A 26,729-nucleotide genomic window follows, 5' to 3' on the forward strand; every position below is an offset into this window, starting at 1 on the left:
GTGGTTATTGTTTTGCACTAATGTATTCGATAGCTTTTGTAAGCAGTTGGTTAAACGCCACTGGCTTTTCTAACATTGGGAAGTGCCCTGTATTACTGATATAGAAGAGCTTATAGTCATTGATGTGTGCTTGGTTGTTATCAACATTCGTTGGCCATAGCTTTGCATTGATGGATACCAAGGGGATTTTGAGCTCTTTAACGGCCTTATTTAATGCGCCATTTTGGTAAACGGTAAAATAATTTGTAAAAGCATTAATTGCGATATCTTTAGGCGCAGATGACATATCTTCCTTAACCCAAGTTACTAAATTGGGATCGCTATCACTTGGAAACATTGATACAACAAAATTCTGTGACGCTTTAATAAAGTTATTTTCAAATGGTTTAACGCTATTTGTGATATCTTGCGCTGAAAGTACGGAAGATACGTCATGTAAGGTATCAACGCCAATCACCCCAATCACTTGTTTAGGTGATAATAAGGCAGCTTGGGTGATGACCGTTCCCCCCATAGAATGGCCAATTAAAATCGCTTTATTAACCCCTTCATTGATTAGGACGCTACTCACATCTTTTGCAAACGCCATCATGGTGTGATCTTCTCTAGTTAAAGACGAATGACCATGCCCAACAAGGTCAATGGTAATCACTTGATAGTTTTGCGCAAATAGCTCAATTTGTTCTTGCCAATAACGGCTATCACAACTCCAACCATGCACAAACACTAGCGATAAACTGCCTTCACCGTAAACATTGTATGCGATTTGTTCACCATCAAAGGCTAGGGCAACTTGATGTGTGGGCGATTGCTTTGCTGCTGAAACCGTATGAAAACAAGATAAGATAAAAAAGGTGATTAAAAAGAGTGGTTTGTTCATCAGATGACTTTTGTGGTTGATATTAGCAAGACTTATCTTATCAGAAATTACCTTAGGATTTGGCTTTTTTCAAATAGAGCCATAACGTATACATAAATTAACATAGATCGTTGTTCTAGGAATTCAATTGTTGAATTTACAATTAAAGAATAAAACCAAGAGAGGATTTTTATGACAGAAAAGAAAAAGGCCTGCAAAAATGCAGGCCTTTGTATTGGCTCCTCAACCTGGACTTGAACCAGGGACAAACGGATTAACAGTCCGTTGCTCTACCAACTGAGCTATTGAGGAATAATTTTTTAGAGTAGATTACTAACTACTTCGAATTTGGCTCCTCAACCTGGACTTGAACCAGGGACAAACGGATTAACAGTCCGTTGCTCTACCAACTGAGCTATTGAGGAATAATTTTTTAGAGTAGATTACTAACTACTACGAATTTGGCTCCTCAACCTGGACTTGAACCAGGGACAAACGGATTAACAGTCCGTTGCTCTACCAACTGAGCTATTGAGGAATAATTTTTTAGAGTAGATTACCAACTACTTCGAATTTGGCTCCTCAACCTGGACTTGAACCAGGGACAAACGGATTAACAGTCCGTTGCTCTACCAACTGAGCTATTGAGGAATTGTTCTTTATAAATATAACCGCTTTCGCTTGATGCTTAAAGCCATTATTTAATAATTTGGCTCCTCAACCTGGACTTGAACCAGGGACAAACGGATTAACAGTCCGTTGCTCTACCAACTGAGCTATTGAGGAATTGTTACTTGCAAGGTGTGTCTTGCTAACGGGGCGGAATATTATCTATCTCCTTAGAGCCTGTCAACACTAAAAAACATTATTTTTTTAAAACACGTATCGTTTGCTTGTTTTGCATACAAACAGTGTCTGATTATTAGCTTTCAGAGCTTTTTCGATTGCTTATTAAAAGGATGTTGTCGTTTCCTAAGTTATCCACTAAAGCTGTGGATAATATTGTGGTTGGTTTATTAGTACATTTGTAACTCTATGTTATACATGTATTTTTTGTTTGGGTCGATATTTGAACAAGTTATGTCTTTTCCTTTTAAACCAGGTCCAGAAAAGTTTACTGTTTAGTTTAAGTCCCCCTTAAACTGTCCATTACGCATTGCAATTTGATTTAGTTTATCCAGCAAGATAGGCCATATTCTCATTTGTTAGCGCTTAATCTTATGCAACCATTTATTATACGGCTTAGATAATGTCGTATTATTAAAAAGTAAGAATATAAATAGCCAGTCAAACGACTATCTTCTACAATAGTCAGGTTTTCTCCTATCAATAGAAAAAGGCGCGAATGAGCAACTCGGTAAACAAGAAAAAACAAGACTTACTAAACGGCCCCGTCAGTATCACCCTTAAGAATATGACCATACCAATGACCTACGGTATGATTTTACTGATGACGTTTAATTTAGTGGATACGTTTTTTGTCAGTTTGCTGGGTACCCAGCCTCTTGCCGCCATTAGTTTCACTTTTCCCATTACTTTTACGGTAATTAGCCTGGCGATAGGTTTAGGCATCGGAACATCGGCGGTTATTGCAAAAGCACTAGGGACAGGGGATGAAGACGATGCCAGAGACAATGCGACGGTTGCGTTATTATTAACGTCGATAATCGTTGCCATATTATCAAGTGTCGGCTATTTACTTTCTGACCCCATATTTTTATTACTGGGCGCTAAAGAAAGCTTGCTACCGTTAATTCATGACTATATGGATTTATGGTTTTTAGGCAGTGTCGGTTTAATTGGCCCAATGATTGGCAATGCCATTTTACGCGCTTCTGGTGATACCTATACCCCAAGTATTGTTATGGGCAGTGCCGGTCTTATTAACGCAATAATGGATCCTATCTTTATTTTTGGCTTTGGTCCTGTTCCCGCTATGGGTATTCAAGGGGCTGCATTGGCGACATTAGTGTCTTGGGCGTTTGGCTTAGTCTTTATTTTTTATATTTTAGGGTTTCAACGAAAGCTTATACATTTATCGTTGCCTTCTGTTGATTTGGTGAAAAAAGCCAGTCGACGAATTTTATCTATTGGCCTACCGGCTGCCGGTGCCAATATGTTAACCCCAATTGCTGCCGCGATTATGACCGCAATTGTCGCTCGATACGGTGAGTCAGCTGTTGCGGCATTCGGTGTAGGTTCTCGCATTGAGTCTATTGCTTGTTTGGTGGTGTTAGCATTATCGATGACTTTACCGCCTTTTATAAGCCAAAACCTTGGCGCAGGAAAACCTGAACGGGTGAAAGAAGGGTATATGGTTAGTACGCGTTTTGTATTGATATGGCAATTAGGGGTGTATTTATTATTGCTTTTTCTAGCCCCTTTTATTGCCGATATTTTTGCAAAAGAACAAAGTGTGGCTCAAATCATCGAGCTATTTATTTGGATTTTACCGCTAAGTTATGGCTTACAAGGTATCATCATTTTAACTAATTCATCGTTTAATGCCTTACACAAACCTATGGTGGCCTTATTACTTAGCATCATTCGTTTATTTATTTTTTATGTACCACTTGCCTATATGGGGAGTGTATTGTTTGGCCTTAAGGGCTTTTTTATTGGCGCGGTAATTGGTAACTTATGTATGGCTATGTTGTCGTACCATTTATTCACCCAACAATATAATTCTGCAAAACCGTTAGCCCAACCTTAAGATATTCGAGAACCTGTCGTTATGAGCCGTGATTTACAAATTGTTTCTGAATACAAACCCAGTGGCGATCAACCTACCGCTATCGCTAAACTTATTGATGGTTTAGACAGTGGTTTGGCGCATCAAACCTTATTAGGGGTAACAGGTTCGGGTAAAACATTCACCATTGCCAATGTTATTGCTCAGCAAAATAGACCAACAATGTTACTCGCACCCAATAAAACGTTGGCTGCACAGTTATATGGTGAGATGAAAGAGTTTTTCCCAAATAACGCAGTAGAGTATTTTGTTTCTTATTACGATTATTATCAGCCAGAAGCTTATGTACCCACGACGGATACATTTATTGAAAAAGACGCTTCAATTAATGAGCATATTGAGCAAATGCGTTTGTCGGCAACCAAAGCTTTGCTCGAGCGACGAGACGTTATTATTATTGCCTCGGTATCGGCGATATATGGTTTGGGTGACCCCGATTCTTATTTAAAAATGATGTTACATTTATCACAAGGTGACATTATTAATCAGCGCGATATTTTACGGCGCTTAGCTGAGCTGCAGTACACTCGAAACGATGTAGCTTTTCAACGAGCGACTTATCGGGTGCGTGGTGATGTTATTGATATATTCCCTGCAGAATCTGATCGTCTTGCCATTCGAGTTGAGTTATTTGATGAAGAAGTAGAACGTATAAGTCAATTTGATCCTTTAACCGGTGATGTTGAACGAATTTTACCTCGCGTTACGATATACCCTAAAACGCACTATGCGACCCCGCGAGAGAAAATTTTAAATGCGGTTGAGCAGATTAAAGTGGAATTAAAAGAACGCTCAGCCCAGCTTAAAGACAATAATAAATTGGTTGAAGAACAACGCATTGTTCAGCGAACCCAATTTGATATCGAAATGATGACCGAGTTGGGCTACTGTTCTGGCATTGAAAACTATTCGCGTTACCTATCGGGTCGTGGACCAGGTGAGGCGCCCCCGACTTTATTTGATTACTTGCCCGATGATGGCTTATTAATTATTGATGAGTCGCATGTTACCGTGCCTCAAATAGGGGCGATGTATAAAGGCGATCGTTCGCGCAAAGAAAACCTGGTTGAATATGGTTTTAGACTGCCCTCAGCGCTAGACAATAGACCAATGAAGTTTGACGAATTTACGGCGATATCGCCGCAAACGATTTATGTGTCGGCGACGCCAAGTCAATACGAATTAGAAAAATCGGGTGGTGAAGTGGCTGAGCAGGTGGTCAGACCGACCGGGTTATTAGATCCTGAAATTGAAGTAAGGCCGGTTGCGACGCAAGTCGATGACTTATTGTCAGAGATAAAAATCCGAATCGCAAAAGGTGAAAGGGTACTGGCGACGACGTTAACCAAACGTATGGCTGAAGATTTAGCCGAGTATGTTACCGAAGCTGGCGTTAAGTCTCGTTATCTTCATTCTGACATAGATACAGTCGAGAGAATGGAAATTATTCGAGATTTACGTTTAGGTGTGTTTGATGTGTTAATTGGAATTAACTTATTGCGCGAAGGCCTGGATATGCCAGAAGTATCCTTGGTGGCTATTTTAGATGCAGACAAAGAAGGCTTCTTACGTTCTGAGCGCTCGTTAATTCAAACTATTGGGCGTGCTGCTCGTAACCTTGAAGGCAAAGCAATTTTATATGCCGATAGCATTACCAAGTCGATGAAAAAGGCAATAGATGAAACCAATCGCCGCCGTGAAAAACAGCAACAACATAATATAGATAACAAGATCACGCCAAAAGGGTTAAATAAAAAAATTGGCGATATTATGGGGGTTGATACCGGAGTTGGTAAGGGTGGCTTAAAAGTTGCTGAACCAGTTGAACAACAAGTTATTTTATCTACCGATGAAATTGATAAAAAAGTTGCCAGCCTAGAAAACGAAATGTTTGATCTTGCCCGCAATTTAGAATTCGAAAAAGCGGCTGCACTGCGTGACGAAATTGCTAAGCTTCGTGAAATCCAGCTAAAAACCTAGGCTGTTATTATACCCGGCTGGCATAGTAACTGAGGATTTCTTCAATATCTTCGGTTTTACACTTACCTAGACTTGCAATATCGTTGATGATTTTATCTTGAATATCTACAGGGAAGAGCATTAATTGTTCTAAAAATAAGTGAGCTTGTAACTCGTCTTTTGCGTTGACAAGTTCACCTAGATGCTCTGCATGATGTTGCCATATCGACTCCATACGACCTCCTTAAATCAATATCTTTTCTAATTTTAGGTGAAATCCAGCGATTTACCGCAAGTTATTCATCGAATAAGCTTATAAAACTCAGGTTATGGCGGTTATTTTAGAATAACGTGTTAATAAATCTTGACTAATTCGAAGCAAAATTGTTACAAATTTAAGCTAGGTCAATTAAAAGTTAATGCTGGTATCTAATCGCTTAGGAATAAATAATGAAAATACACGTGGCAAATCAAAAGCTCAGAACTGTAATAATCGGTATTTTAGTCATTGCCAGTAGTGTTTTGCTTACTCCTGTAAATGCGAAAGAAGTCGAACGTATGATGGAGGTAAGTATTCTCGCCACAGATGAGCAAAATGCAGAGGTGACAATAGATAAAAATGGTGAACGGTTTCGTATTAACTTACCAAAAGCCGTTCTTGCGAACAAACAGAAGTTACAATATGCCATTTCGCAATTACCTCAATCACAGCAACACATGGTAATGGAAGCGCTTTATCCGGCGCAAAAGACGGATTCAACTCAACAAAAAAAAATTGAAGTATTAAAGCCTTACTTAGACAGTTTTCAATGGATAGAAAAAGGGGGGAGCGGGATCAATCAACAAGCATTAGATGAGTCCGCTATTATAGAGCTTAGTAAAAATAGCAGTGATGGGGCAAAATCAAAGAAAATCATCAAAAAGAAGATGAAGCTTGATGGGGAAAATGTGTTCATTACCCACCAAGGTCAAAGTGCGGGCTCCATAACGATGATCAAACATCTGTTAAAACAAGGCACTTTTACCTCTGATGAACTCGATGAAATTCAACATATACTCGATGAAAAAAGATAAAAACTAGGTGTGGGAATTTAGGCATGGCTAACAAAAATTGTAGTTTTGATAACCATGCTGATGTTCATCAAATCCCTGATTTATTCGTATGGTAGTGGATCGGTTACCTTATTTTTTTCAAAAGCTTCTAAACGCTCCTGACAAGCACCACATTTACCACAGGCTTTTTCACGACCGTTATAACAGGTCCAACTCTTACTGTAATCTAAGCCCATGTTTAAGCCGTCGGTCAAAATATCAATTTTAGTGTCATGTAAATATGGGCTGTAAATTTCAACCGCTTCATAATTGGCAATTTGACAAACGTCATTCATTTTCTCAACAAACTCTGGGCGACAATCGGGGTAAATAGCATGATCGCCAGAGTGAGCGCCATAGTAAACTTTGTGCGCTCCAATGGAAACGGCATAACCAACAGCTAATGAAATTAAAATCATATTACGATTAGGAACCACGGTAGACTTCATCGACTCTTCTTCGTAATGGCCCTCAGGAATATCAATTTCGTCGGTTAATGATGAGCCCGCCAACAACTGGTTTATGGCCCGAATATCGACAATTTTATGTGGAATATTTAAGTCGTCACACACTGCTTTCGCGAAGGTTAACTCTTTGGAGTGGCGTTGACCGTAATCAAAAGATAAAGCGTAAACATCATAACCATCTTTTCTGGCGCGATTTAATACGGTAAAAGAATCCATCCCACCAGAATATACAACAACCACTTTTTCTTTAATTTTTTCAGCCATTTTTCAGCTCTCTAAGGTATAATTTCAAATACTTCAATTTTACTGCATAAACTCAGGATCCTAAAGATTAATTATTATGATTCATTATAAAATCAACGAATTGTTCGAAACCTTACAAGGTGAAGGTTCGTTTACCGGTCAACCATCTATTTTTATTCGATTACAAGGGTGTCCTGTCGGTTGTGCTTGGTGTGATACAAAACATACTTGGGAAGTAAATCCAGAAAGTGAGGTCACAACCGATATCGTTTTAAATAAAAATGCCGAAACCGATGAGTGGGTTAATTTATCACCCGAACAAGTTTTACAGGTTGTCGAAAACAAACAGTACAGGGCCAAGCACCTAGTTATAACCGGTGGTGAGCCTTGCATGTTTGATCTAACTCCTTTATGTGAGTTATTTGAAAAACATGGCTACAGCACTCAGGTTGAAACGTCGGGGACGTTTGAAATTTTAGTGTCGGATGCTTGTTGGGTAACCGTGTCACCCAAAATTAATATGCGTGGTGGTTACAAGGTCCTAAAAACCGCGTTAGAAAGGGCGAATGAGATTAAACATCCAGTTGCTACACAAAATCATGTGGATGAACTTAAAGCCTTGCTCAAAGAGCATGGTATTTTGAATAAACCGATTTACTTGCAACCCATTAGTCAAAAAGAGCGTGCTACCCAATTGGCTATTGAGACATGTATTGCTAATAACTGGCGTTTATCGGTGCAAGTTCATAAATATATTGGTATTGAATAATCGCTCAATGTTGCTGGTGTGAATTCCTGTTAGCAACTAAAAACCACCCGATAAGGTTTATAAGAATTGCTTATAAACCTTGGTATGTTAGCCATGTAAGTTGGATCTGCTAGAAAAACAAGATAGCCGATAAAAAGATGGCATCGACTTCATCGTACTTTGAATAGCCAAAACTGGCGGAAAATCGTTCACTAACGTGATACATAGTGGACAAATCAAACCCTACTTCTGACTCTTCATCTAAATCGATATAGTTTATCGAACCACTGAGCTCAATTCGCTCATTAATTAATGTACGAACACCCGCCTGCAGGCCATAGCCATTGTCACTTTCTGCATCAAAGTTATTTTGGTAAGACGCATTAAACTCCATTTCTTCATAGGAGACGATGCCAAAAAAGTCGGTGTTTTTTGAGTAAGGATGGCGAAAACCAACGCCAACGGATAAAGTATCTAAGTCGACTTTTACAGTTGAGCCAAGCAATGTAATATCATCGGAAACAGCGCCATAATTTGCTGAAACAATAATGTTTTTGCTCACTAACTTGGTCGCTTCAACACCAACACCGGTGAGGTGATTCCCGCTCAAGTCAACCGAAATATAAGACAATGTGGCACTATCCCAGCGAATGGACTGAGCCGCCTCAACAGCGCCGACAGACAATAATAGAGTAGATGCTAGTAATAATTTTTTCATTTTACACTCCACTGTAACGTATCAGTTGTAGGTTTGTTTTTATACCAACCCTTTATTGTTAACGTTGAATTTAGCGAAAGTTATTACTCATTTATTGTTAATAAAACCGTTAATCATCGGTTAAAATCCAACATTTTTTAATGGGTTATCTTTTATTCAGTATAAAGTAAACGCGGTGAATAGCTAAAAATTTAATGTCGGTGTGGCACCCGAACACGGGCTTAATTTTTTGTTTAGCCCGTGTGCAAGTCAAATGGTTGGGCTCGAATATTGCCTTAGCCCTATGCGCTGTTTAATATTCTATTTGTCTTTTAAATGGGGGCAAAGAGTCAAGTAAATCCTTACCATAACGCTTTGATACTAGTCGTCTATCTAAAATAGTGATGGTGCCTTTGTCTTTCTCATTTCGAAGTAAGCGACCACAGGCTTGAACCAACTTTTTAGAGGCATCGGGGACTGCCAGAGACATAAACGGATTGCCACCTTTTTGCTTGATGTATTCGGCTTGCGCTTGGTCAACCGGTGACGTGGGAACTGAAAATGGTAACTTAGTAATGATCAAATTTGTTAGGTATTTACCTGGTAAATCAAGGCCTTCAGAAAAACTTTGACTGCCAAAAATAATGCTGGTCTTGCCGGCATCACACAAAGTTTTATGTTGTTCTAAGATATATTGTCGAGAATGTTCACCTTGCATTAGGATATTGGTTTTTACTGATTTGCGAATGTTCTCCGCTACTTTTTCCATTTGCCAATAAGACGAAAATAACACCAAATTTGCTTCATTTTCTTTCAATAAACTCGGAATACGTTTGATCAGCTCTTCTGTAAACATATCACTGTTATTTGGTTCAACAGCAATATTAGGGATCGATAAAACGGCATTCTCTTGGTAATTAAACGGTGAATTGAGCTTTTTGTATTGGGTACCATCGTTATTGCCAAGGCCAGCTTGGCGTCTAAAGTGCTCAAAACTGTTAAGTGCACACAAGGTGGCAGAACACAAAACAGCACCTTCACACTTACTCCACAGATTATCTTCAAGCATAAATCCAACTTCAATTGGAGATGCTGAGATTAAATAGTCATCTCGCTTGCCACTGGTTTTTTCAATCCAGCGGGCTAGTGGGGCTCCTTTATCAGGGTCGGTTTTGGCGTACATTTGCCAAATTTTTTCTAGGTTTTCTAAACGTTGAATTTGAAAACCAGATTCCGCTAACAAAGGTTCTGCTTGATAGATTTTTACCGAGCCGTCTTTGACTTCTTCCATCAGCAAGTTGTACAGCTTGGTTATTTCGTTTAAGGATTTCTTCGTTGCTGTCTGAATGTCTTCCGCCAGGTTTTTAAGCTCTTTGGGAATTAAGCCATGCTCGAATCGATATTGTTTGTCTTCTATAAAGTACGTATTTTGGTTGGCATCAATAAAACCGTTCACTTTTTGCAAATCGCTAATGATCTCTTGGCTATAATCGGCCAACTTTAAACCGGGCGCGATTGCCCTTTGGGAGCTACACAATTTAGCTATTTTATCAGCAGTCGATGATATTTTACTGAGCCAATCAATGGCCCCTTTTACCGTTGCCATGGCCGATGAGTGATCGCGGGTAATATCGGGTAAGTGATGGGCTTCGTCAATAATGTAGATACTGTCTTGTGGCTCAGAAAGGATCTTGCCACCACCAAGCTCAATGTCGGCTAATAGCAAACTGTGGTTGATGATCAGTACATCAGCCAAGTCCATTTGTTCTCGCGCTTTATGAAAAGGGCACTGGCTGTGCTCATTTAAATGCTTTAAACAGCTGTGTTTATCACTTTGAATATGACGCCAAATATGATCGGGAATCGGTTTGGGCCAAGAGTCTCTGTCGCCTTGCCATTTGCCACTGGCCAGTTTTTCTTGCAACGTTTTAAGTAACTTTATTTCACTGACTTTGGGCTTTTGCTCCCATAGTGCCACTTGGGCTGTTTCTTCGCTGTCATTGCACGCAATAGCAAGACGTTGTTTACAGACATAACGTTGACGACCTTTGACCAAACAAAAATCAAATTTTAAACTGGAATGGGTTAGTAAAAACGGCAGATCTTTTAAATACAATTGCTCTTGTAGGGCCACCGTGGCCGTTGAGATAACCACCTTCTTTTGCCGTTTTAACGCAATTGGAATGGCCCCTAAGCAATAGGCTAAGGACTTTCCGGTACCCGTACCAGCTTCTATAACAATATGCTTTCTATCTTTTGCGTATTCTCCCGCCAAGGTTTTTGCTATTTCGGCAATTAAATAGGCTTGTTCTTTTCTCGGGCTAAAATTAGGAAGATTGTTGCCAATTTCCTTGTAGACAGCGCGAATGATTTCCTTGGTTTTTTCACCTAACATAGTTTTTATGTTTCCATTGGGCAGAAGCTTTAATATACTGCTGTATATATTAACAGTTAAATTGAGCGTTTTCGAATAATTAATGACGATTTCAACAAATAAAGGATTTTTACTAACCCGCCAAGCCGTTGACATTAACGGCCAGTTGACACTTCTTTATTGGGTCAAAGGTTTTACTGGTCCGATACAGCTAAAGGTGACAGGGCAATCGTGTATCTTCTTTATTGAGCAACGATTTATGGATTATGCCGAGTCATTATTACAAACCGAAAATATCGTCTTTGAAACTAAAATACTGAACTTAAAAACATTTGAAGATCAGCTTGTTAGTGCTATTTATTTGCAAAGCTTATCTTTGTTTTATAAAGCCCGTGAATTACTCAAAAATGCTGGCATTAAGTGTTATGAAGACGACATTAGGCCTGAAGATAGGTATTTAATGGAGCGCTTTATTACGGGGTCTCTGACATTTGTCGGCGAGCAAACTCAAGTCAATAACTACCCATCGGTGATTAACGCCAAAAGTAAGCGAGCAACACATGATCCTGTTTTAACCCTGTTATCGATAGATATTGAATGTTCATTTGAAGGACAACTTTACTCTATTGCTGGCTACAATGAGCAGCACTCAAAAGTATTTATGATCGGCGAACCCGAAACGAATGCCAAAACCTATATTGAATGGGTGAAAGATGAATACGATTTACTGCTTCGCTTTATACATTGGTTAAATGAAGTGGATCCCGACATTTTAATTGGCTGGAACGTTGTTAATTTTGACTTTAAATTGCTGCAAAAGCGCTGTGATCTAAATAATGTTAAATTTGCCATTGGCCGTGATGGCAATGCACCAAGCTGGCGCCAAAATAGGCTAAGCCCAGAGCAACACTTTATAATGATTGCCGGTCGGGTGGTACTCGATGGCATAGACTTACTCAAATCTGCGACCTATAACTTCCCCAGTTTTGCTCTAGAAAATGTTGCTCAAGAGCTGCTTGGTGTAGGAAAAAAGATTGATAATGTTGACAACAGAGCCGAAGAAATCACCCGTAAATTTAAATATCATAAACAACAGCTTGCAGAGTATAACTTACAAGATTGTATACTCGTTTGGGATATTTTTAAGCACACACAACTGCTTGAGTTTGCCACCTTACGGGCATCTTTAACGGGGTTAGAACTTGATAGAATAGGTGGTTCAGTTGCGGCATTTACGAATTTGTATCTACCGAAATTACATCGTGCCGGTTATGTCGCTCCCAATCTGGGTGATGGTGAAAGTGAGCTCGTTTCTCCTGGCGGTTATGTTATGGAGTCCATTCCAAACTTATATAAAAATGTGTTGGTTCTTGATTTTAAAAGTTTGTACCCCAGTATCATTCGCACCTTTAAAATAGATCCTATGGGATTAATAGAGGGCTTGCGTGAGCATCAACAATGGCAACAAAACGCCAATAAAAATGCCAATTTACGGCCATTTATAGAGGGCTTTGATGGTGCATATTTTTCTCGCCAAAAGCATTTTTTACCCACCATTATTGAAACTTTATGGGCTGAACGTGATAAAGCCAAAGCAGATAAAAATGCCCCATTATCACAAGCGCTTAAAATTATTATGAATTCATTTTATGGCGTACTTGGTTCTAATGGGTGTCGTTTTTTTGATCCTAGGCTTTCGGGATCTATCACTAAACGCTCACATCAGTTGTTAAATACCACCAAAGACTGGATAGAAGAGCAGGGCTATCAGGTTATTTATGGCGACACCGACTCGATTTTTGTCAGTGTTGGTGCCGATAAAACCGACCAACAATGCCAAAAAATTGGCAAAGAGATGATGCATTTTATTAATCAACGATGGGCGACAAACATTAAGCAAGAGTATGGCTTAGAGAGTTACCTTGAAATTGAGTTTGAAACCCATTTTCACCAATTTTTAATGCCCACAGTAAGAGGGCAAGATGTCGGCACCAAAAAACGCTATGCTGGTTTAGTCGGACGAGGCAAGCAAGAACATTTGGTTTTTAAAGGATTAGAAAGTGTGCGCACCGATTGGACTCAATTGGCAAAAACGTTTCAACAACAATTGTACTTAAAAGTCTTTAAGCAAGAGCCGGTTGAAGAGTTTATTTTGCATATGGTTGCAGATACTTTAGCTGGAAAATATGACCAAGACTTGGTGTATCGAAAACGCTTAAGGCGTAAATTAGATGAATATCAAAAAAATGTACCGCCGCACGTGAAAGCGGCACGCCATGCTGATCAACATAATAAGCAGGCGGGATTACCACTACAATATCAAAATAAAGGCTGGATAGAGTATGTGATCACCACACAAGGGCCACAAACGTTAAAGTATCAAAGTGCTCCGATTGATTATCAGTTTTACATTGACCGACAACTAGAGGCCGTAGCCGATGGGATCCTCCCTTTTATTGGCAAGCGATTTGCTCTTATATGTGATGATCAATTGTCTCTATTTTAAATCTAACGCTATGATCATATTATAATTTAGAGTTAAAACGATAAAAAAGGTGGTATTTATATTTGTATTAGGTATAAGATGTTTAGATGGCTATACCGCTAAAGGAGCCATAGCAAAAGCGACACCCGACAAGTATTTGCAAAGTAAATTCAAAGGAACGTTATGAAAAAGAATACCACCATAGTGAATGCGGGAAGAAAATCAAAATGGACTCAGGGTATTGTCAATCCTCCGGTTTACCGGGCATCGACGGTGGTATTTGATTCGGTCAGTCAAATGAAACAAGCCAGTGCGAATAAAGCCAACCAGGTGATGTATTATGGTCGACGAGGGACTCCAACGACCTTTGCTTTTTGTGATGCCATGACCGAACTTGAAGGCGGTGCAGGGTGTTATGTCTACCCAAGTGGTACCGCTGCCATTACCACGGCCATCTTAGCTTTTGTTCAGGCCGGTGATCATCTGTTAATGGTTGATACCGCCTATGAGCCGACGCGAGATTTTTGTCAGAAGACCCTGAGTCGAATGGGCATTGACGTAACTTTTTATGATCCTCTTATTGGCGCTAACATTGATTCCTTAATCCAGCCTAATACCCGACTAATATTTCTCGAATCACCCGGTTCTTTAACCATGGAAGTGCAAGATGTTCCAGCTATTTGTGCGATTGCTCATGCTAAGGAGCAAGACATCACGGTTATGCTCGACAATACCTGGGCATCACCGATTCATTTTAAACCTTTTGAACACGGTGTTGATGTGTCTGTGCAAGCGGCCACTAAGTACATTGTCGGGCACTCTGATGTGATGATAGGTACGGCAACCGCTAATGAAAAGAGTTGGCCCATACTGCGAGAAAACTCCTACCTGCTTGGCCAGTGCACATCCCCCGATGACATCTATCTTGCTATGCGTGGAATTCGTACCCTTGGGGTAAGGCTTAAGCAACACCAACAAAGCAGTCTTAAAATTGCTAAATGGCTTCAAAGTCGTGCTGAAGTGGAAACGGTTTTACATCCGGGGTTAGAAAGTTGCCCAGGCCATGAATTTTTTAAGCGCGATTTTTTAGGTGGAAATGGGTTGTTTTCATTTGTCCTTAAACAGTCAAACCCTAAGGCATTGACGGCATTATTAGATGGTATGTGTCATTTTAAAATGGGCTTTTCATGGGGCGGATTTGAAAGCTTGATCCTTGCGGTAAGTTCGATTAACTCAATGCGCACGGTAACCGACTTTCCCTATAAAACCCCACTGATCAGATTGCATATTGGTCTGGAAGATATCGAAGATTTAATCGAAGATTTAGAGCACGGTTTTAAACGGTTAAACGATTTACTGTGATGATTAGTTGAATTATTAATGGCTTAGCGGTTTACTTTTGTGCTAATTGTCGTTAGCCTTTTTAGGTTCCATTTCCATAGGACGAGTTCCATTAAATTTAGCTTCCCCAAATACTGAGGGTTTGGCTATATTTCAATAGCTAAGACGACCATTTTATTTAACAACAAGGAAAAGTGGCAAATTTTCCAACAATGATGTTAGATCTTTTATCAAATGGGAGGCGACCCATCTGGCTTTTGCCAGAATATGGCTAAAACTGTATACAAACAAACATGTCTAGTGACATAATATGACAGTTTTACTCACAAATTTTTCAATAGGTGATTATTTACATGCAACAAACCAGTTCCGAAAATTTTATTGCCGACTTTTTTAAAATGGAATCGGCCGGGGGGATCATCCTCATTATCTCCGCAGCCTTGGCCCTTATTTTTGCTAATACTAACCTTAGCACGCTCTACGATTTGATTCTTGATACACCGGTTGCCGTAATAGTCGGTCCGTTAGAAGTCGCCAAGCCTTTATTGCTGTGGATAAACGATGGTTTGATGGCGGTATTCTTTTTTCTGGTTGGCCTAGAGCTAAAACGCGAGCTAATTGAAGGTGAGTTATCAGATAAACGAAACATTATTTTACCCGGCCTTGGTGCGATAGGTGGAATGGTGGTACCGGCGTTAATTTATGTTTACTTTAACTACAACGATCCTAAAGCCATAAGTGGTTGGGCAATTCCTGCAGCCACCGATATTGCTTTTGCCCTAGGGGTACTGACCTTACTTGGCTCTCGAGTGCCAAGTTCGGTGAAAATTTTCTTAACATCGTTGGCTATTTTTGATGATATTGGGGCGATCATTATTATTGCGATTTTCTATACCGATAATATTTCTTTGCACAGTCTTATGGTTGTCGCAAGTTGTGTACCCGTGCTTTATTTAATGAATAAACAAAACGTTGAAGCACGCAGTTTGTATGTCGTGATCGGCCTCATTATGTGGGTAGCGATGCTTAAATCTGGGGTGCATGCCACTCTATCTGGTGTGTTGGTCGCTTTATTTATTCCGTTGAAGTCAAAAACTAATCCAAATTATTCACCTTTAAAGTCGTTTGAACACGACCTGCATTCGGTTGTAGCCTTTTTTGTTTTGCCGGTTTTTGCCTTTGCCAACGCGGGCTTGGATCTTTCAGGTGTTGGGATGGATGAAATCTTACATCCGGTACCAATTGGTATCGCCCTAGGTTTACTGGTCGGTAAGCAAGTGGGGGTGTTTGGTCTTTGTTGGTTAGCGGTTAAAATGAATCTGGCTAAATTACCAAAAGGCATGAGCATGTTAAGCCTTTATGGTACCGCAGCACTTTGTGGTATTGGCTTTACTATGAGCTTATTTATTGGCTCACTTACGTTTGAAGCAACCGATTTAAATAAATTATTTGATGAGCGCTTGGGTATTATTTTAGGGTCATTATTATCCGGCATCGTCGGTTATTTAGTGCTTAAGGTTTCATTGCCCAAGAGCCCACAAACACAGACTGTAGCAAGCCAACAGCAACACTAGTCTGGAAAACATCATCAACAAAAAAGCCCTTTAGCTTGTTAAGATAAAGGGCTTTTCGCTTTTTAATGTGCAATTACAGCTTACAGTCAATGAAGTAATTGAGCTGTAATGGGTTAACCAATGATTTCGGACGAACGGATTGAATTTTAGCTTTTGCGTCCTCTTCACTAAAGCCATAGGCTTTTAAAATTAGGCCTAACACCAAACCGGTTCGGCCGGTGCCACCTTTGCAGTGAGCAACAATGCTACCACCATTTTTTAATTCATTAACCAATGTGTCTTTAACCTGAACCCAGCGTTGTTCAAAGTCTTGCTTAGGCGCTTCATCGTCTTCAATAGGTAATTGATACCAACGAATACCATGTTGTTTGCACAACTCAGGTAATAACTGAATGTTATTTCGTTGCATTTCCTCATCGTACATCATAGTTAAGATCATTGTTGCACCAGCCTGCTTTAACTGGGTTACGGAGTCTTCTAAGTTGGCTTCTTTGGTACCAGGACAAGGGGTGAAAATGATGCTGGCGTTATCGCTAATTTCTAATGCATCAAATGGGTGAGTGTTCATTTAAAAATCCTTAAAAAATTACAATGGGGAAACCGTTTATTTAAAGCTTAAGCGGGTTTTATTGACTATGTAGACTAATGATAACATGACCGGGACTTCCACTAATACGCCGACCACAGTGGCAAGCGCGGCACCTGAGTGTAAACCAAATAAAGAAATAGCGACGGCAACGGCTAACTCGAAAAAATTTGAGGTGGCAATCATACATGCAGGCCCTGCAATATTATGCGGTAGCTTGATATATTTGGCGATGGCATAGGCTATTAAAAAGATGCCGTAGGTTTGGATGATTAAAGGGATCGCAATAAGTAACATGTCATACGGTTTTTCAATGATGGTATTGGCTTGAAAACCAAACAAAATAATTACGGTAGCCAATAAACCAATAACCGAATAGGGTTTTAAGTTAGTCAACAATTGCCCTAAGGCGGCAGAATTCGATCGCTTGTTTAATTGTTTGCGGGTGAAAATGCCGGCCAATAGCGGTAAAACAACATATAAAATGACCGAAATTAGCAAAGTTTGCCACGGCACTTCAATATCGCTTACACCTAATAGCAGAGCTGCAATGGGGGCAAAAGCAAACACCATTATGATGTCGTTAACGGACACTTGCACTAAGGTATAGTTTGGATTGCCCTTGGTTAAATGAGACCAGACAAAAACCATTGCCGTACAAGGGGCAACCCCAAGTAAAATCATCCCTGCAATATATTGTTGGGCGGAATCGGCAGAGACTAAATCGCTAAACAAACCTTCAAAAAATAACCAACCTAATGCCGCCATAGAAAAAGGTTTTACCAACCAGTTAATGATTAAGGTTAAGAGCAAACCTTGAGGGTTTTTGCCAACATCTTTAATGGCTGAAAAATCGATTTGGACCATCATCGGATAAATCATTACCCAAATGAGCACGGCAACAAGTATGTTGACATGAGCAATTTCTAATTTGGCTAAAACCGCAAATATGTCCGGTTGCCATAAACCAAGTAATACCCCAAGTAGAATACTTAATCCTACCCAAAGACTTAAATATCGTTCAAAAATTCCCATTATAAGCCCCAATATCTCAATAACAGTCTAGTTACTCATATTCAATAGCGCGCCATTATAAAGCTAAAATTTTAGATTAAAAGAGTGAGATCAAGCTTAGTCAATACAGATCAAAATTGAGGTTGACCATCATCAGGAAACCGCCCATAACGAGGGCTAAATAAGAAGAAAATTAGAGCAGGAACAAGCCTTGACTGATAAGTGTTTACATCAGCCAAGGTAAAGCGCAATTATAAGGTATTAGATGTCCCAAACATGCGGTCTAAAATGTTGACGGCAAACGGATTGATAACTGTCGTTCCCGCCAATTTGGACTTGGGCACCTGAAGCGACTGGTTTACCACTTTCATCGTAACGCAACACAAAGTTGGCTTTTCGGCCACAATGACATACGGTTTTTAGTTCAATTAATTTATCAGCCCAAGCAAGTAGGGCTGAACTACCCGCGAATGTTTCGCCCTGAAAGTCTGTGCGCAGACCATAAGCTAAAACCGGGATTGATAAAATATCCACAATTTTGGTTAATTGCTGTACTTGTTGTTTTGATAAAAACTGCGCTTCATCAATTAAAATGCAATCAACTTTACCGTCTCGAATGTACTCTTTTACCTGTTCAAATAAGTCAGTGCTAGGCGAAAATACATTGGCTTTTGAGCTTATCCCTATTCTTGATGTCACTTTTCTAACGCCATAGCGGTCATCCACTTGCGCGGTATAGATCAAAGTTTTCATGCCTCGTTCTATGTAGTTATAAGAGGATTGAAGTAAAGCGGTTGACTTGCCAGCATTCATTGCCGAGTAATAAAAATATAGTTGCGCCATAATAAAACAGATATAAAAATGCGAAGGCCCAAATATAGGTCTTCGCATCAACAATTAAAAGATAAATCTATTGCAGACTGGCTTTAAATCAGCTGATTGAAGGATTTTTATCCAACTTTACTAATTTAAATAGGCCCCTTAATAAAAACAGGGTTAGTAGCCCGTTGCGTCTTTTTCTTCGCCGTAGCCAAGAGTGGCAAGTAAGTTATTTAGCAAACTACTGGCACCAAATCGAAAGGTACGGGTAGAAAGCCAATCTTCACCACAAATTTCACGAGCCATGTCTAGGTATACTTTGGCATCTTCAGTTGAGCGCACCCCACCAGCCGCTTTAAAACCACACTTAGGGTTTAAATCGGCAATGGTTTGTAGCATGATTTTTGCAGCTTCTGGTGTTGCATTAACCGCGACTTTACCTGTAGACGTTTTAATAAAATCAGCGCCCGCTTTGATTGACAACTCGCTTGCTTTGCGAATTAAGCTTTCTTGTTCTAAAACACCCGACTCAATGATCACTTTTAGCAACACACCATCAGGGCAAACGTCCTTACAGGCTTTGACTAAATCATAACCTACGGTTTCGTTACCTGCCATAAGTGCTTTATAAGGAAACACCACATCCACTTCATCAGCACCGTAGGCAACGGCCGCTTTAGTTTCTGCAACCGCAATGTCAATGTCGTCATTGCCGTGCGGGAAGTTAGTCACGGTTGCGACTAATACGCCATTGTTGTTTAAAACTTTTTTAGCCGCAGGAATAAAACGCGGGTAAATACATATAGCGGCAGTTTTACCCGCAGGCGTGCTCGCTTGGTGTGCTAAGTTGGCAACAATTTCATCGGTATCATTGTCGTTTAGAGTGGTTAAGTCCATATAACTGATTGCTTGTTTTGCAACGGTTTTCAAGTCTTGATTGCTCATATAAAACCTCAGTAAGTTTTTTGAATATGACTAATGCTAATAATATTAAACCAATAAGGCAATTACACCAATCTCGCAAACTGGTGCTGATAATTTTTGAGCCCCTAAACCTTCACAGAGTGACTCAAAAATTAACCTAATATGGCGCAAAATATTTGCATAACTAGCATTTAGTAGGGTGAATTTTTTTTAATGCTGTTTGCGTTTTTAACTAACCGGTTGTTGGTTGGCTAGTTCTCTAATTTTGGCTTTTACAACATCTAAAGCGGTTCTGTTTTTCCCACCTTTGGTGATCACAACATCGGCGTGATTACGAGAAGGTTCTATAAACTGGTAATACATTGGACGAACGGTTTTTTGGTACTGGCTGATCACCGATTTTAAATCACGACCACGCTCTTGTAAGTCGCGTTTAATTCGTCGAATTAAACATACATCTAATGGCGTATCCATGTAGATGTTAATGTCAAAACGATCGCGTAAATTTTTATCGGTAAGCAGTAAGATTCCTTCCACTAACAAAATCTTTGTTGGTTTGGTCACCACAACCTGCTCTTTATTACGGGTATGTTGTTTGTAATCGTATACCGGTACTTCCACCGGGCGACCTTGACTTAAATGATCTAAATGAGAGCATAAAAGCTCATGTTCAAAGGCTTTAGGATGATCGTAATTGGTCTTAACCCGCTGCTCCATTGGCATGTGATCTTGGCAGCGATAATAAGAGTCTTCTTTTAAAATGGTGATACTGTCTTCACCAAGCTCAGTGATTAATTCGTCATGAATGGTTTGAGCAAAAAGTGATTTTCCAGAGGCTGATGCCCCAACAACAGCAATTATGGTAAGATTAGCTAATGACAAAATAATCTCTTTGAAGGCTTATACTAGATATAAGGATTTTACAGGATCTCGCCAATAATGCGAGAAATGAAAGGGATAAAACGATATGTTCAACAAAATAATACATGTTGTTCACATTGGCGGATGTTGTTTCTACATAAAAACGTATAAACGTACAATACGTTACATTTTGTCAGTAAAAATGACCTAGAATTAAGGGTCATATCACTTCGAAATTATTGGAGCATCGTAATGGCTAGAGCGTTAATTTTAGTAATCGATGGATTCGGGTTAGGGCATGGCCCCGATGCCGAGTCCTTTAATGATATTGGTGCGAATACCTTTGCTAATTTGGCGAATGTATTTGAACAAGAAATGGGTAGAAAGTTAAACCTACCGGCATTATCTTCTCTAGGTTTGTTAAAAGCTGCTCAAAGCGCAGGTAAGCAACCTCTTCCTGTTGATGGTAATCAAGCCAGTACTGGTGCATACGGTTACGCCGCTGAAATCAGCTCAGGTAAAGACACCCCAAGCGGTCATTGGGAAATGATGGGAGTACCAGTGATGTTTGATTGGGGCTACTTTAGCGATAAACAAAATTCCTTTTCGCAAGACTTATTAGAAAAAATATACCAAAAAACAGGGGTTCACGGCTGTTTAGGTAATTGCCATGCTTCAGGTACTAATATTATTGCCGAGCTTGGCGAAGAGCATATGAAAACAGGCATCCCCATTTTGTATACCTCGGCGGATTCGGTATTTCAGGTCGCGGCCCATGAAGAAACTTTTGGTATTGACAACTTAATTACGTATTGCGAACAGGTGCGCGAGTTGCTTAATGAACTCGACTTAAACATAGGCCGGGTGATTGCGCGTCCATTTGTGGGTAAAAACGCGGACGACTTTGTTCGTACTGGTAACCGTCGAGATTTCTCAATTTTACCACCGGCGCCAACCATGTTAGACAAATTGGTCGAGCAGGGTGGTAAAGTGGTTAGTGTGGGTAAAATTGCCGATATTTTTGCGCATCAAGGCATTTCAGAAAAATATAAAGCAACGGGTCTTGAACAACTTATTGATACCAGTATTGAGCAGTTAAATATTCAAGGCGATAACACCCTTATTTTTACCAATTTGGTGAATTTTGACCAAGACTTTGGTCATCGTCGTAATCCAGTCGGTTATGGCGAAGCTCTAGAGTACTTAGATAAGCGTTTGTATGAAATCGCTGAGCACTTACACGAAGACGATTACGTGGTATTAACCGCCGATCATGGTTGTGATCCAACTTGGCATGGCAGTGATCACACTCGAGAATATGTTCCGGTTATCTTTTATAAGAAAAATATGCCAAGTATTGACTTAGGTGAGCGCAGTACGTTTGCCGATATTGGTGCCACCTTGGCTGATATTTTTAACTTAGGAAAACTCAACTACGGTGAATCTTTTAAAAATCAGTTAACCTAAGGTCAAAATTATGTACTGGTTGTATAAGTTGCAAAGAAAATGTCAAACTTAGGCATTAAATTGGTCACATAATCTTTTTATTGCGTTGCAATTGGGTTACAATTTAGCCTCCTTACTCAGATGAGTGAGGAGGCTTTTTTGTTTTTATTACGCATAAAATGCATCAAATAAAACATAAAGAATAAAAAATAACACTCATTTAAATATTAAATCTACGTAATATTTCGCCAACTTTTGCTGGTTTTCCCAAAAGTTGGTTCAGGGAGAAAACATGAAAACCTTTAAAAATAACGCTCTAGCATGGGGCGTTAACGCTGCCATTTTGTCTATCACCACTGCCGTTGCCCCTCTAGCTTTAGCCGTTGAAGAACAAGCTAAAGATTCAACTAAGTTAGAAGTCATTCAAGTAACCGCTCGTAAGCGTACTGAAAATGCTCAGGAGATCCCTGTTGCTGTTTCTGCCTTACAAGGTGAAAAGTTAGACGTATACAGCTCAGGTGCCATGGATATTCGTTTCTTAAACTCGCGTATCCCAAGCTTATCTGTAGAGTCTTCTTTTGGACGTACTTTCCCGCGTTTTTACATGCGTGGATTGGGCAACTCAGATTTCGATTTGAATGCTTCTCAGCCGGTATCTTTAGTTGTAGACGAGGTAGTACAAGAAAATCCAATCTTGAAAGGTTTCCCTGTTTTTGATGTACAACGTGTTGAAGTGTTAGGTGGCCCACAAGGCACACTATTTGGTCGTAACACACCTGCAGGTCTTGTAAAAATTGACTCTGTTAAACCATCTCAAGATTTTGATTTTTATCTATCAAGCTCATACGGAAGCAAAGCGACCACCGATATCCAAGGTGCTGTAGGCGGCGGTTTAACGGACAACCTTTCAGCGCGTGTTTCTGTTTTACGTCAAGATCGTGACAATTACATTGACAATAAAGCACCAGGCTTTGAACAAAAAGACGTTCTAGGTGGCTACACCGATGAAGCTTACCGAGTTCAGTTCTTATACGAGCAAGGTGACTTTTCAGGTTTATTCAATTATCACAGTCGTGAACTAGATGGAAAACCAGTCACTTTCTATGCCAATGCATTTAAAGAAGGCTCTAATGAATTAGCCAGCGATTTTGACCGTGATACGGTTTATCACGATTCAGCCGCTCGTGCGACTCAACAAGTTGAAATTGAAGGTTGGAACTTAAAACTAGAGTACGACTTTGGCGATTACTTAGTAACATCAATCACTGGTTATGAAAGTGCAGAGTTATTCTCTCGTGCAGACGTTGATGGTGGTTACGGTGCCGTTTATGCACCAACAATGGGTCCTGGTGTGATTACTTTAGACTCTGAAACCTCAGACGGTATTCCAGATCACAGTCAATACACTCAAGAACTGCGTTTAACCAGTAACTTTGGCGGTGATTTTAACTTCCAAGTCGGTGCTTTCTACTTTGACGAAGACATTACCATTGAAAGCTTTGCTTACGATCCATTATTTAGTGGCGGTGCTAAGACTGGTGCGGTAAACCAAGAACAAAAGACATCAGCGTGGGCGGTATTTGGTTCAGCAGATTACGATTTATCTGATTTAACCTCAGTAACCGTAGGCCTTCGTTATTCAGATGATGAAAAAGAATACACCAACGTACGTACACAATCTCCATTAGGTTGGTTAGGTTTCCCTGATTTTGTTGAAGGTCAAGCAAATCCAAGCGACACTCATGTGAGCTGGGATGTAAGTATTACCCACAAATATACAAACGACATCAACTTATATGGACGTATCGCGGACAGCTTCCGTGCACCAAGCATTCAGGGTCGTAACTTATTTGCCTTTGGCGATGGTATTTCTGTAGCCGATTCAGAAACCATTACCTCGTTTGAAGCGGGTGTTAAAGCGGACGTATTAAATGGCAGTGGTCGTGTTAACACCTCTGTATTCTATTACACAATGGATGATCAACAATTGACATCTGTTGGTGGTGATAGCAACACAGCTCGTCTATTAAATGCAAATGAAACAGTAGGTTACGGTTTTGAAGTTGATTCTGAGTTTGTATTAACAGAAAACTTCGCAATTACTGCAAACGTTTCTTATAACAACACGGAATTAAATGACGGCGATTTGTCAGTACCGGTTTGTGCCCTGTGTACAGTAACTGACAAGCTAAACGAAGATGGCCAAGCAATTGTTGATGGTAACAGTTTACCGCACGCTCCAGAGTGGATTTTCAACTTTACAGCGCGTTACTCACAAGAAATTGCTGGTGGTGAATTCTACGCCTACACTGACTGGTCTTTTCGTGATGACATCAGCTTCTTCTTATACGAGTCGAAAGAATTTGCTGGTAAGTCATTATTAGAAGGTGGTGTACGCACAGGTTACGCTTGGGAAATTGACAGCAACAGCTATGATGCCTCTTTGTTTGTTCGTAATATTACCAACGAGCAACAAGCCATTGGCGCCGTTGACTTCACCAACAATACAGCGATTGTAAACGAAGAGCGTTTCGTTGGTGCTGAATTTAAAGTGAGCTTTTTCTAAGCTTTCTGATGACTTAGCCATGAGCTAAGGCGGTAAAAAAAGGATTATGAGAAATCATAATCCTTTTTTATTGCTTACTGCTTTAAGGCACTAAGGAGAAGCGATTACCTTAAGTGATTAATCTAATAAAATAGACTCTAAAGTCACTTCCATCATGTCGGTAAAAGATGTTTGACGAAGCTCCGCTGATAAACTTTCACCGGTTTTTATATGATCGCTTACAGTTAAAACACACAATGCTTTTTTGCCGTATTCAGCGGCTACGCCATAAAGGCCTGCGGCTTCCATCTCAACACCTAAAATGCCCAATTTGATCATGGTGTCAAACAGCTCTGGTTTTGGTGTGTAAAATAGATCGGCAGAAAAAATATTACCGATGCGAATAGGCTTATTCAGTTTTTCTGCGGCGGTTACCACGTTTTTCAGCAAACCATAGTCGGCAATAGCGGCTAGGTCGTAGCCATCAAAGCGTGAACGATTAACGCCTGAGTCGGTACTTGCGCCCATACCAATAATTAAGTCCATAACTTTTACGTCGGGTAACACCGCGCCACAACTACCAATACGGATAATTTTTTCTACCCCGTAATCTTTGTAAAGCTCTGTTGCATAAATCGATGCAGAAGGGATCCCCATACCCGAACCCATGACTGAAACGCGTTTGCCTTTATATGTGCCTGTGTAACCAAACATGTTACGAACAGTATTAAAACATACAGGGTTTTCTAGAAATGTATCGGCGATGACTTTCGCACGAAGCGGATCACCTGGCATTAGAACCGTTTCTGCAATGTCACCATTTTTTGCTGCAATATGTGGAGTAGCCATGTTTTTCCTCAATAATTTTGTGTTAACAATAAATATTAAGCGTTTTTCTGTTTAAGTAACGCTGATTTTTCTGAATCAGAGATAAATGCGGCATTTAGCGCATTTAGCTGAATTTTTTCTATTTGCTGTTTGTTTAAGCCAACGATTTGTTGAGCCAGTTTAAATTCATCGCGTAGTTCAATATTTTCAACACCTGGGTCATCGGTATTTAAGCAAACCCTAACGCCTTGGTCTAAAAAAAATTTAATAGGATGATTCGCTAGGTCGGCGATAGTACCAGTTTGATAGTTAGACGTTAAGCAACATTCTAAAGTTATTTGATTTTTAATAAGAAAATCGATAAGTTTTGGGTCTTCTATACTGTTGACGCCATGCCCAATTCGATTGGCATGCAACAAATTAATGGCATCCCAAACACTTTCTGGTCCAGCCGCTTCACCAGCATGTATGGTGATCGCAAGATCTGCTTTTACCACTTGTTTAAAATGCTGTTCAAACAAAGATGCGGGTTTATTGCCTTCATCACCGGCTAAATCAATGGCCACTAATTTGTGTTTAAAGGGGAGCAGAGCATCAAGCTCTTGCTGGCAAGAGTCGACCCCGTAGGTGCGACTTAAAATACCAATTAAATTGCCTTTTACCTTATATTGCTTGCAGCCTTGTTCAAAACCATCAATGATGGCTTCAACAACGTCATAAGGATTAAGGTTGTTTTGCATCGCAATATATAAGGGAGAAAACCGTAGTTCGGCGTAGTCGATACCTGCAAGCTGAAGATCTTCAGCGTTTTCCCGTGCAATACGTTGACAGTCATCGAGTGTTTTTAATACTTTTACACCCCAGTCGAGTTTTTGCAGAAAATCCATTAAATTTTCGGCCTTATCATTGATTAATAAGTGCGGTAAAAATTCTTCAAAACTCTCTGCAGGCACCGGCATATTGTGTTGTTGAGCAAGCTCCCAAATCGTAAATGGACGAATATTGCCATCAAGGTGACGATGTAAGTCAATAAGTGGCAATGTTGAAATAACCATAAAGGGCCTTTTATTGTGGTAAAAATATGCATCTGTTAATGCTGAGTAAATATAGGCTAA

Annotated in this window: 21 protein-coding genes and 5 tRNA genes; 9 read left to right on the forward strand and 17 right to left on the reverse strand. The window is 40.0% G+C overall.

All coding sequences use genetic code 11. From position 1 onward, the window contains the following. Positions 1–4: 4 nt before the first annotated feature. The 6 genes from ACAY00_RS06950 to ACAY00_RS06975 form a co-directional block, all read right to left on the reverse strand. The gene (locus tag ACAY00_RS06950; protein ID WP_371379106.1) at positions 5–880 is read right to left on the reverse strand and encodes an alpha/beta fold hydrolase; all 876 of its coding nucleotides are present in this window, start codon (positions 878–880) and stop codon (positions 5–7) included. Positions 881–1,095: 215 nt separating this feature from the next. Then, a tRNA-Asn gene (locus tag ACAY00_RS06955) sits at positions 1,096–1,171 on the reverse strand. 37 nt (positions 1,172–1,208) lie between these two features. Next, a tRNA-Asn gene (locus tag ACAY00_RS06960) sits at positions 1,209–1,284 on the reverse strand. A 37-nt stretch (positions 1,285–1,321) separates the two neighbouring features. Then, positions 1,322–1,397, reverse strand: a tRNA-Asn gene (locus tag ACAY00_RS06965). Positions 1,398–1,434: 37 nt separating this feature from the next. Further along, a tRNA-Asn gene (locus ACAY00_RS06970) sits at positions 1,435–1,510 on the reverse strand. A gap of 59 nt (positions 1,511–1,569) precedes the next feature. Continuing rightward, positions 1,570–1,645, reverse strand: a tRNA-Asn gene (locus ACAY00_RS06975). Between the two features lie 559 nt (positions 1,646–2,204). Between ACAY00_RS06975 and ACAY00_RS06980 the strand changes: the two genes are divergently transcribed. After that, the gene (locus ACAY00_RS06980) at positions 2,205–3,572 is read left to right on the forward strand and encodes an MATE family efflux transporter (RefSeq protein WP_371379109.1); all 1,368 of its coding nucleotides are present in this window, start codon (positions 2,205–2,207) and stop codon (positions 3,570–3,572) included. Between the two features lie 21 nt (positions 3,573–3,593). Continuing rightward, positions 3,594–5,591: an excinuclease ABC subunit UvrB gene (gene uvrB, locus ACAY00_RS06985; protein WP_371379112.1), complete on the forward strand. Its 1,998-nt coding sequence runs from the start codon at positions 3,594–3,596 to the stop codon at positions 5,589–5,591. A 7-nt stretch (positions 5,592–5,598) separates the two neighbouring features. On the opposite strand, the gene ACAY00_RS06990 is transcribed toward uvrB, so the two are convergent. Continuing rightward, complete coding sequence (locus ACAY00_RS06990) at positions 5,599–5,805, reverse strand: hypothetical protein (protein ID WP_371379115.1); 207 nt, start codon at positions 5,803–5,805, stop codon at positions 5,599–5,601. 215 nt (positions 5,806–6,020) lie between these two features. Here ACAY00_RS06990 and ACAY00_RS06995 point away from each other — a divergent pair, with 215 nt between their 5' ends. After that, entirely contained in the window at positions 6,021–6,644 is a 624-nt protein-coding gene (locus ACAY00_RS06995; RefSeq protein WP_371379117.1) for a hypothetical protein, read from the forward strand. Positions 6,645–6,724: 80 nt separating this feature from the next. On the opposite strand, the gene queC is transcribed toward ACAY00_RS06995, so the two are convergent. Then, positions 6,725–7,381 carry a 7-cyano-7-deazaguanine synthase QueC gene (queC, locus tag ACAY00_RS07000; RefSeq protein WP_371379605.1) on the reverse strand — a complete coding sequence of 219 codons (657 nt, stop codon included), beginning with the start codon at positions 7,379–7,381 and terminating at the stop codon, positions 6,725–6,727. 88 nt (positions 7,382–7,469) lie between these two features. Between queC and queE the strand changes: the two genes are divergently transcribed. Further along, a complete protein-coding gene (gene queE, locus ACAY00_RS07005; RefSeq protein ID WP_371379119.1) occupies positions 7,470–8,141 on the forward strand; it encodes a 7-carboxy-7-deazaguanine synthase QueE in 672 nt (223 codons plus the stop codon). Positions 8,142–8,250: 109 nt separating this feature from the next. Here the strand turns inward: queE and ACAY00_RS07010 are convergent, their stop codons facing one another. Further along, positions 8,251–8,838: an outer membrane beta-barrel protein gene (locus tag ACAY00_RS07010; protein ID WP_371379122.1), complete on the reverse strand. Its 588-nt coding sequence runs from the start codon at positions 8,836–8,838 to the stop codon at positions 8,251–8,253. A gap of 292 nt (positions 8,839–9,130) precedes the next feature. Continuing rightward, complete coding sequence (dinG, locus tag ACAY00_RS07015; RefSeq protein ID WP_371379124.1) at positions 9,131–11,212, reverse strand: ATP-dependent DNA helicase DinG; 2,082 nt, start codon at positions 11,210–11,212, stop codon at positions 9,131–9,133. An 82-nt stretch (positions 11,213–11,294) separates the two neighbouring features. On the opposite strand from dinG, the gene ACAY00_RS07020 reads away from it, so the two are divergent. From ACAY00_RS07020 to nhaA, 3 genes are all read left to right on the forward strand, one after another. Next, complete coding sequence (locus ACAY00_RS07020; protein WP_371379127.1) at positions 11,295–13,697, forward strand: DNA polymerase II; 2,403 nt, start codon at positions 11,295–11,297, stop codon at positions 13,695–13,697. A gap of 162 nt (positions 13,698–13,859) precedes the next feature. Further along, positions 13,860–15,038, forward strand: a complete 1,179-nt coding sequence (locus tag ACAY00_RS07025; RefSeq protein WP_371379130.1) for a cystathionine beta-lyase — start codon at positions 13,860–13,862, stop codon at positions 15,036–15,038. Between the two features lie 332 nt (positions 15,039–15,370). Beyond that, positions 15,371–16,591 (forward strand): Na+/H+ antiporter NhaA, encoded by a 1,221-nt coding sequence (nhaA, locus tag ACAY00_RS07030; RefSeq protein WP_371379132.1) that lies wholly within the window; start codon positions 15,371–15,373, stop codon positions 16,589–16,591. Positions 16,592–16,664: 73 nt separating this feature from the next. Here nhaA and ACAY00_RS07035 read toward each other — a convergent pair whose 3' ends face one another. The 5 genes from ACAY00_RS07035 to udk form a co-directional block, all read right to left on the reverse strand. Further along, the gene (locus ACAY00_RS07035) at positions 16,665–17,159 is read right to left on the reverse strand and encodes a tyrosine-protein phosphatase (RefSeq protein WP_371379134.1); all 495 of its coding nucleotides are present in this window, start codon (positions 17,157–17,159) and stop codon (positions 16,665–16,667) included. 36 nt (positions 17,160–17,195) lie between these two features. Next, positions 17,196–18,212, reverse strand: a complete 1,017-nt coding sequence (arsB, locus tag ACAY00_RS07040; RefSeq protein ID WP_371379136.1) for an ACR3 family arsenite efflux transporter — start codon at positions 18,210–18,212, stop codon at positions 17,196–17,198. 240 nt (positions 18,213–18,452) lie between these two features. After that, positions 18,453–19,034 (reverse strand): thymidine kinase, encoded by a 582-nt coding sequence (locus ACAY00_RS07045; protein ID WP_371379139.1) that lies wholly within the window; start codon positions 19,032–19,034, stop codon positions 18,453–18,455. A 153-nt stretch (positions 19,035–19,187) separates the two neighbouring features. Further along, on the reverse strand, positions 19,188–19,955 hold the full coding sequence (deoC, locus tag ACAY00_RS07050) for a deoxyribose-phosphate aldolase (RefSeq protein ID WP_371379142.1): 768 nt from the start codon (positions 19,953–19,955) through the stop codon (positions 19,188–19,190). 207 nt (positions 19,956–20,162) lie between these two features. After that, positions 20,163–20,816, reverse strand: coding sequence for a uridine kinase (gene udk / locus ACAY00_RS07055; RefSeq protein ID WP_371379145.1), 654 nt, complete (start codon positions 20,814–20,816; stop codon positions 20,163–20,165). Positions 20,817–21,047: 231 nt separating this feature from the next. On the opposite strand from udk, the gene ACAY00_RS07060 reads away from it, so the two are divergent. Together ACAY00_RS07060 and ACAY00_RS07065 are read left to right on the forward strand one after the other, a co-directional pair. Next, positions 21,048–22,262: a phosphopentomutase gene (locus tag ACAY00_RS07060; protein ID WP_371379147.1), complete on the forward strand. Its 1,215-nt coding sequence runs from the start codon at positions 21,048–21,050 to the stop codon at positions 22,260–22,262. Positions 22,263–22,533: 271 nt separating this feature from the next. Beyond that, entirely contained in the window at positions 22,534–24,807 is a 2,274-nt protein-coding gene (locus ACAY00_RS07065) for a TonB-dependent receptor (protein WP_371379149.1), read from the forward strand. Between the two features lie 117 nt (positions 24,808–24,924). Here the strand turns inward: ACAY00_RS07065 and deoD are convergent, their stop codons facing one another. Both deoD and add read right to left on the reverse strand, forming a co-directional pair. Then, positions 24,925–25,635: a purine-nucleoside phosphorylase gene (gene deoD / locus ACAY00_RS07070; RefSeq protein WP_371379151.1), complete on the reverse strand. Its 711-nt coding sequence runs from the start codon at positions 25,633–25,635 to the stop codon at positions 24,925–24,927. Positions 25,636–25,670: 35 nt separating this feature from the next. Next, on the reverse strand, positions 25,671–26,669 hold the full coding sequence (add, locus tag ACAY00_RS07075; RefSeq protein WP_371379154.1) for an adenosine deaminase: 999 nt from the start codon (positions 26,667–26,669) through the stop codon (positions 25,671–25,673). Positions 26,670–26,729 lie beyond the last annotated feature (60 nt).

The sequence above is a fragment of the Thalassotalea sp. 273M-4 genome (genome assembly GCF_041410465.1).
Taxonomy (GTDB): domain Bacteria; phylum Pseudomonadota; class Gammaproteobacteria; order Enterobacterales; family Alteromonadaceae; genus Thalassotalea_A; species Thalassotalea_A aquiviva.

Excerpts from the sequence above, each read along its gene's own strand:
- ACAY00_RS06950 (WP_371379106.1), bottom strand. The coding sequence starts at position 880 with ATGAACAAACCACTCTTTTTAATCACCTTTTTTATCTTATCTTGTTTT.
- ACAY00_RS06980 (WP_371379109.1), top strand. The coding sequence starts at position 2,205 with ATGAGCAACTCGGTAAACAAGAAAAAACAAGACTTACTAAACGGCCCC.
- uvrB (WP_371379112.1), top strand. The coding sequence starts at position 3,594 with ATGAGCCGTGATTTACAAATTGTTTCTGAATACAAACCCAGTGGCGAT.
- ACAY00_RS06990 (WP_371379115.1), bottom strand. The coding sequence starts at position 5,805 with ATGGAGTCGATATGGCAACATCATGCAGAGCATCTAGGTGAACTTGTC.
- ACAY00_RS06995 (WP_371379117.1), top strand. The coding sequence starts at position 6,021 with ATGAAAATACACGTGGCAAATCAAAAGCTCAGAACTGTAATAATCGGT.
- queE (WP_371379119.1), top strand. The coding sequence starts at position 7,470 with ATGATTCATTATAAAATCAACGAATTGTTCGAAACCTTACAAGGTGAA.
- ACAY00_RS07010 (WP_371379122.1), bottom strand. The coding sequence starts at position 8,838 with ATGAAAAAATTATTACTAGCATCTACTCTATTATTGTCTGTCGGCGCT.
- dinG (WP_371379124.1), bottom strand. The coding sequence starts at position 11,212 with ATGTTAGGTGAAAAAACCAAGGAAATCATTCGCGCTGTCTACAAGGAA.
- ACAY00_RS07020 (WP_371379127.1), top strand. The coding sequence starts at position 11,295 with ATGACGATTTCAACAAATAAAGGATTTTTACTAACCCGCCAAGCCGTT.
- ACAY00_RS07025 (WP_371379130.1), top strand. The coding sequence starts at position 13,860 with ATGAAAAAGAATACCACCATAGTGAATGCGGGAAGAAAATCAAAATGG.
- nhaA (WP_371379132.1), top strand. The coding sequence starts at position 15,371 with ATGCAACAAACCAGTTCCGAAAATTTTATTGCCGACTTTTTTAAAATG.
- ACAY00_RS07035 (WP_371379134.1), bottom strand. The coding sequence starts at position 17,159 with ATGAACACTCACCCATTTGATGCATTAGAAATTAGCGATAACGCCAGC.
- arsB (WP_371379136.1), bottom strand. The coding sequence starts at position 18,212 with ATGGGAATTTTTGAACGATATTTAAGTCTTTGGGTAGGATTAAGTATT.
- ACAY00_RS07045 (WP_371379139.1), bottom strand. The coding sequence starts at position 19,034 with ATGGCGCAACTATATTTTTATTACTCGGCAATGAATGCTGGCAAGTCA.
- deoC (WP_371379142.1), bottom strand. The coding sequence starts at position 19,955 with ATGAGCAATCAAGACTTGAAAACCGTTGCAAAACAAGCAATCAGTTAT.
- ACAY00_RS07060 (WP_371379147.1), top strand. The coding sequence starts at position 21,048 with ATGGCTAGAGCGTTAATTTTAGTAATCGATGGATTCGGGTTAGGGCAT.
- ACAY00_RS07065 (WP_371379149.1), top strand. The coding sequence starts at position 22,534 with ATGAAAACCTTTAAAAATAACGCTCTAGCATGGGGCGTTAACGCTGCC.
- deoD (WP_371379151.1), bottom strand. The coding sequence starts at position 25,635 with ATGGCTACTCCACATATTGCAGCAAAAAATGGTGACATTGCAGAAACG.
- add (WP_371379154.1), bottom strand. The coding sequence starts at position 26,669 with ATGGTTATTTCAACATTGCCACTTATTGACTTACATCGTCACCTTGAT.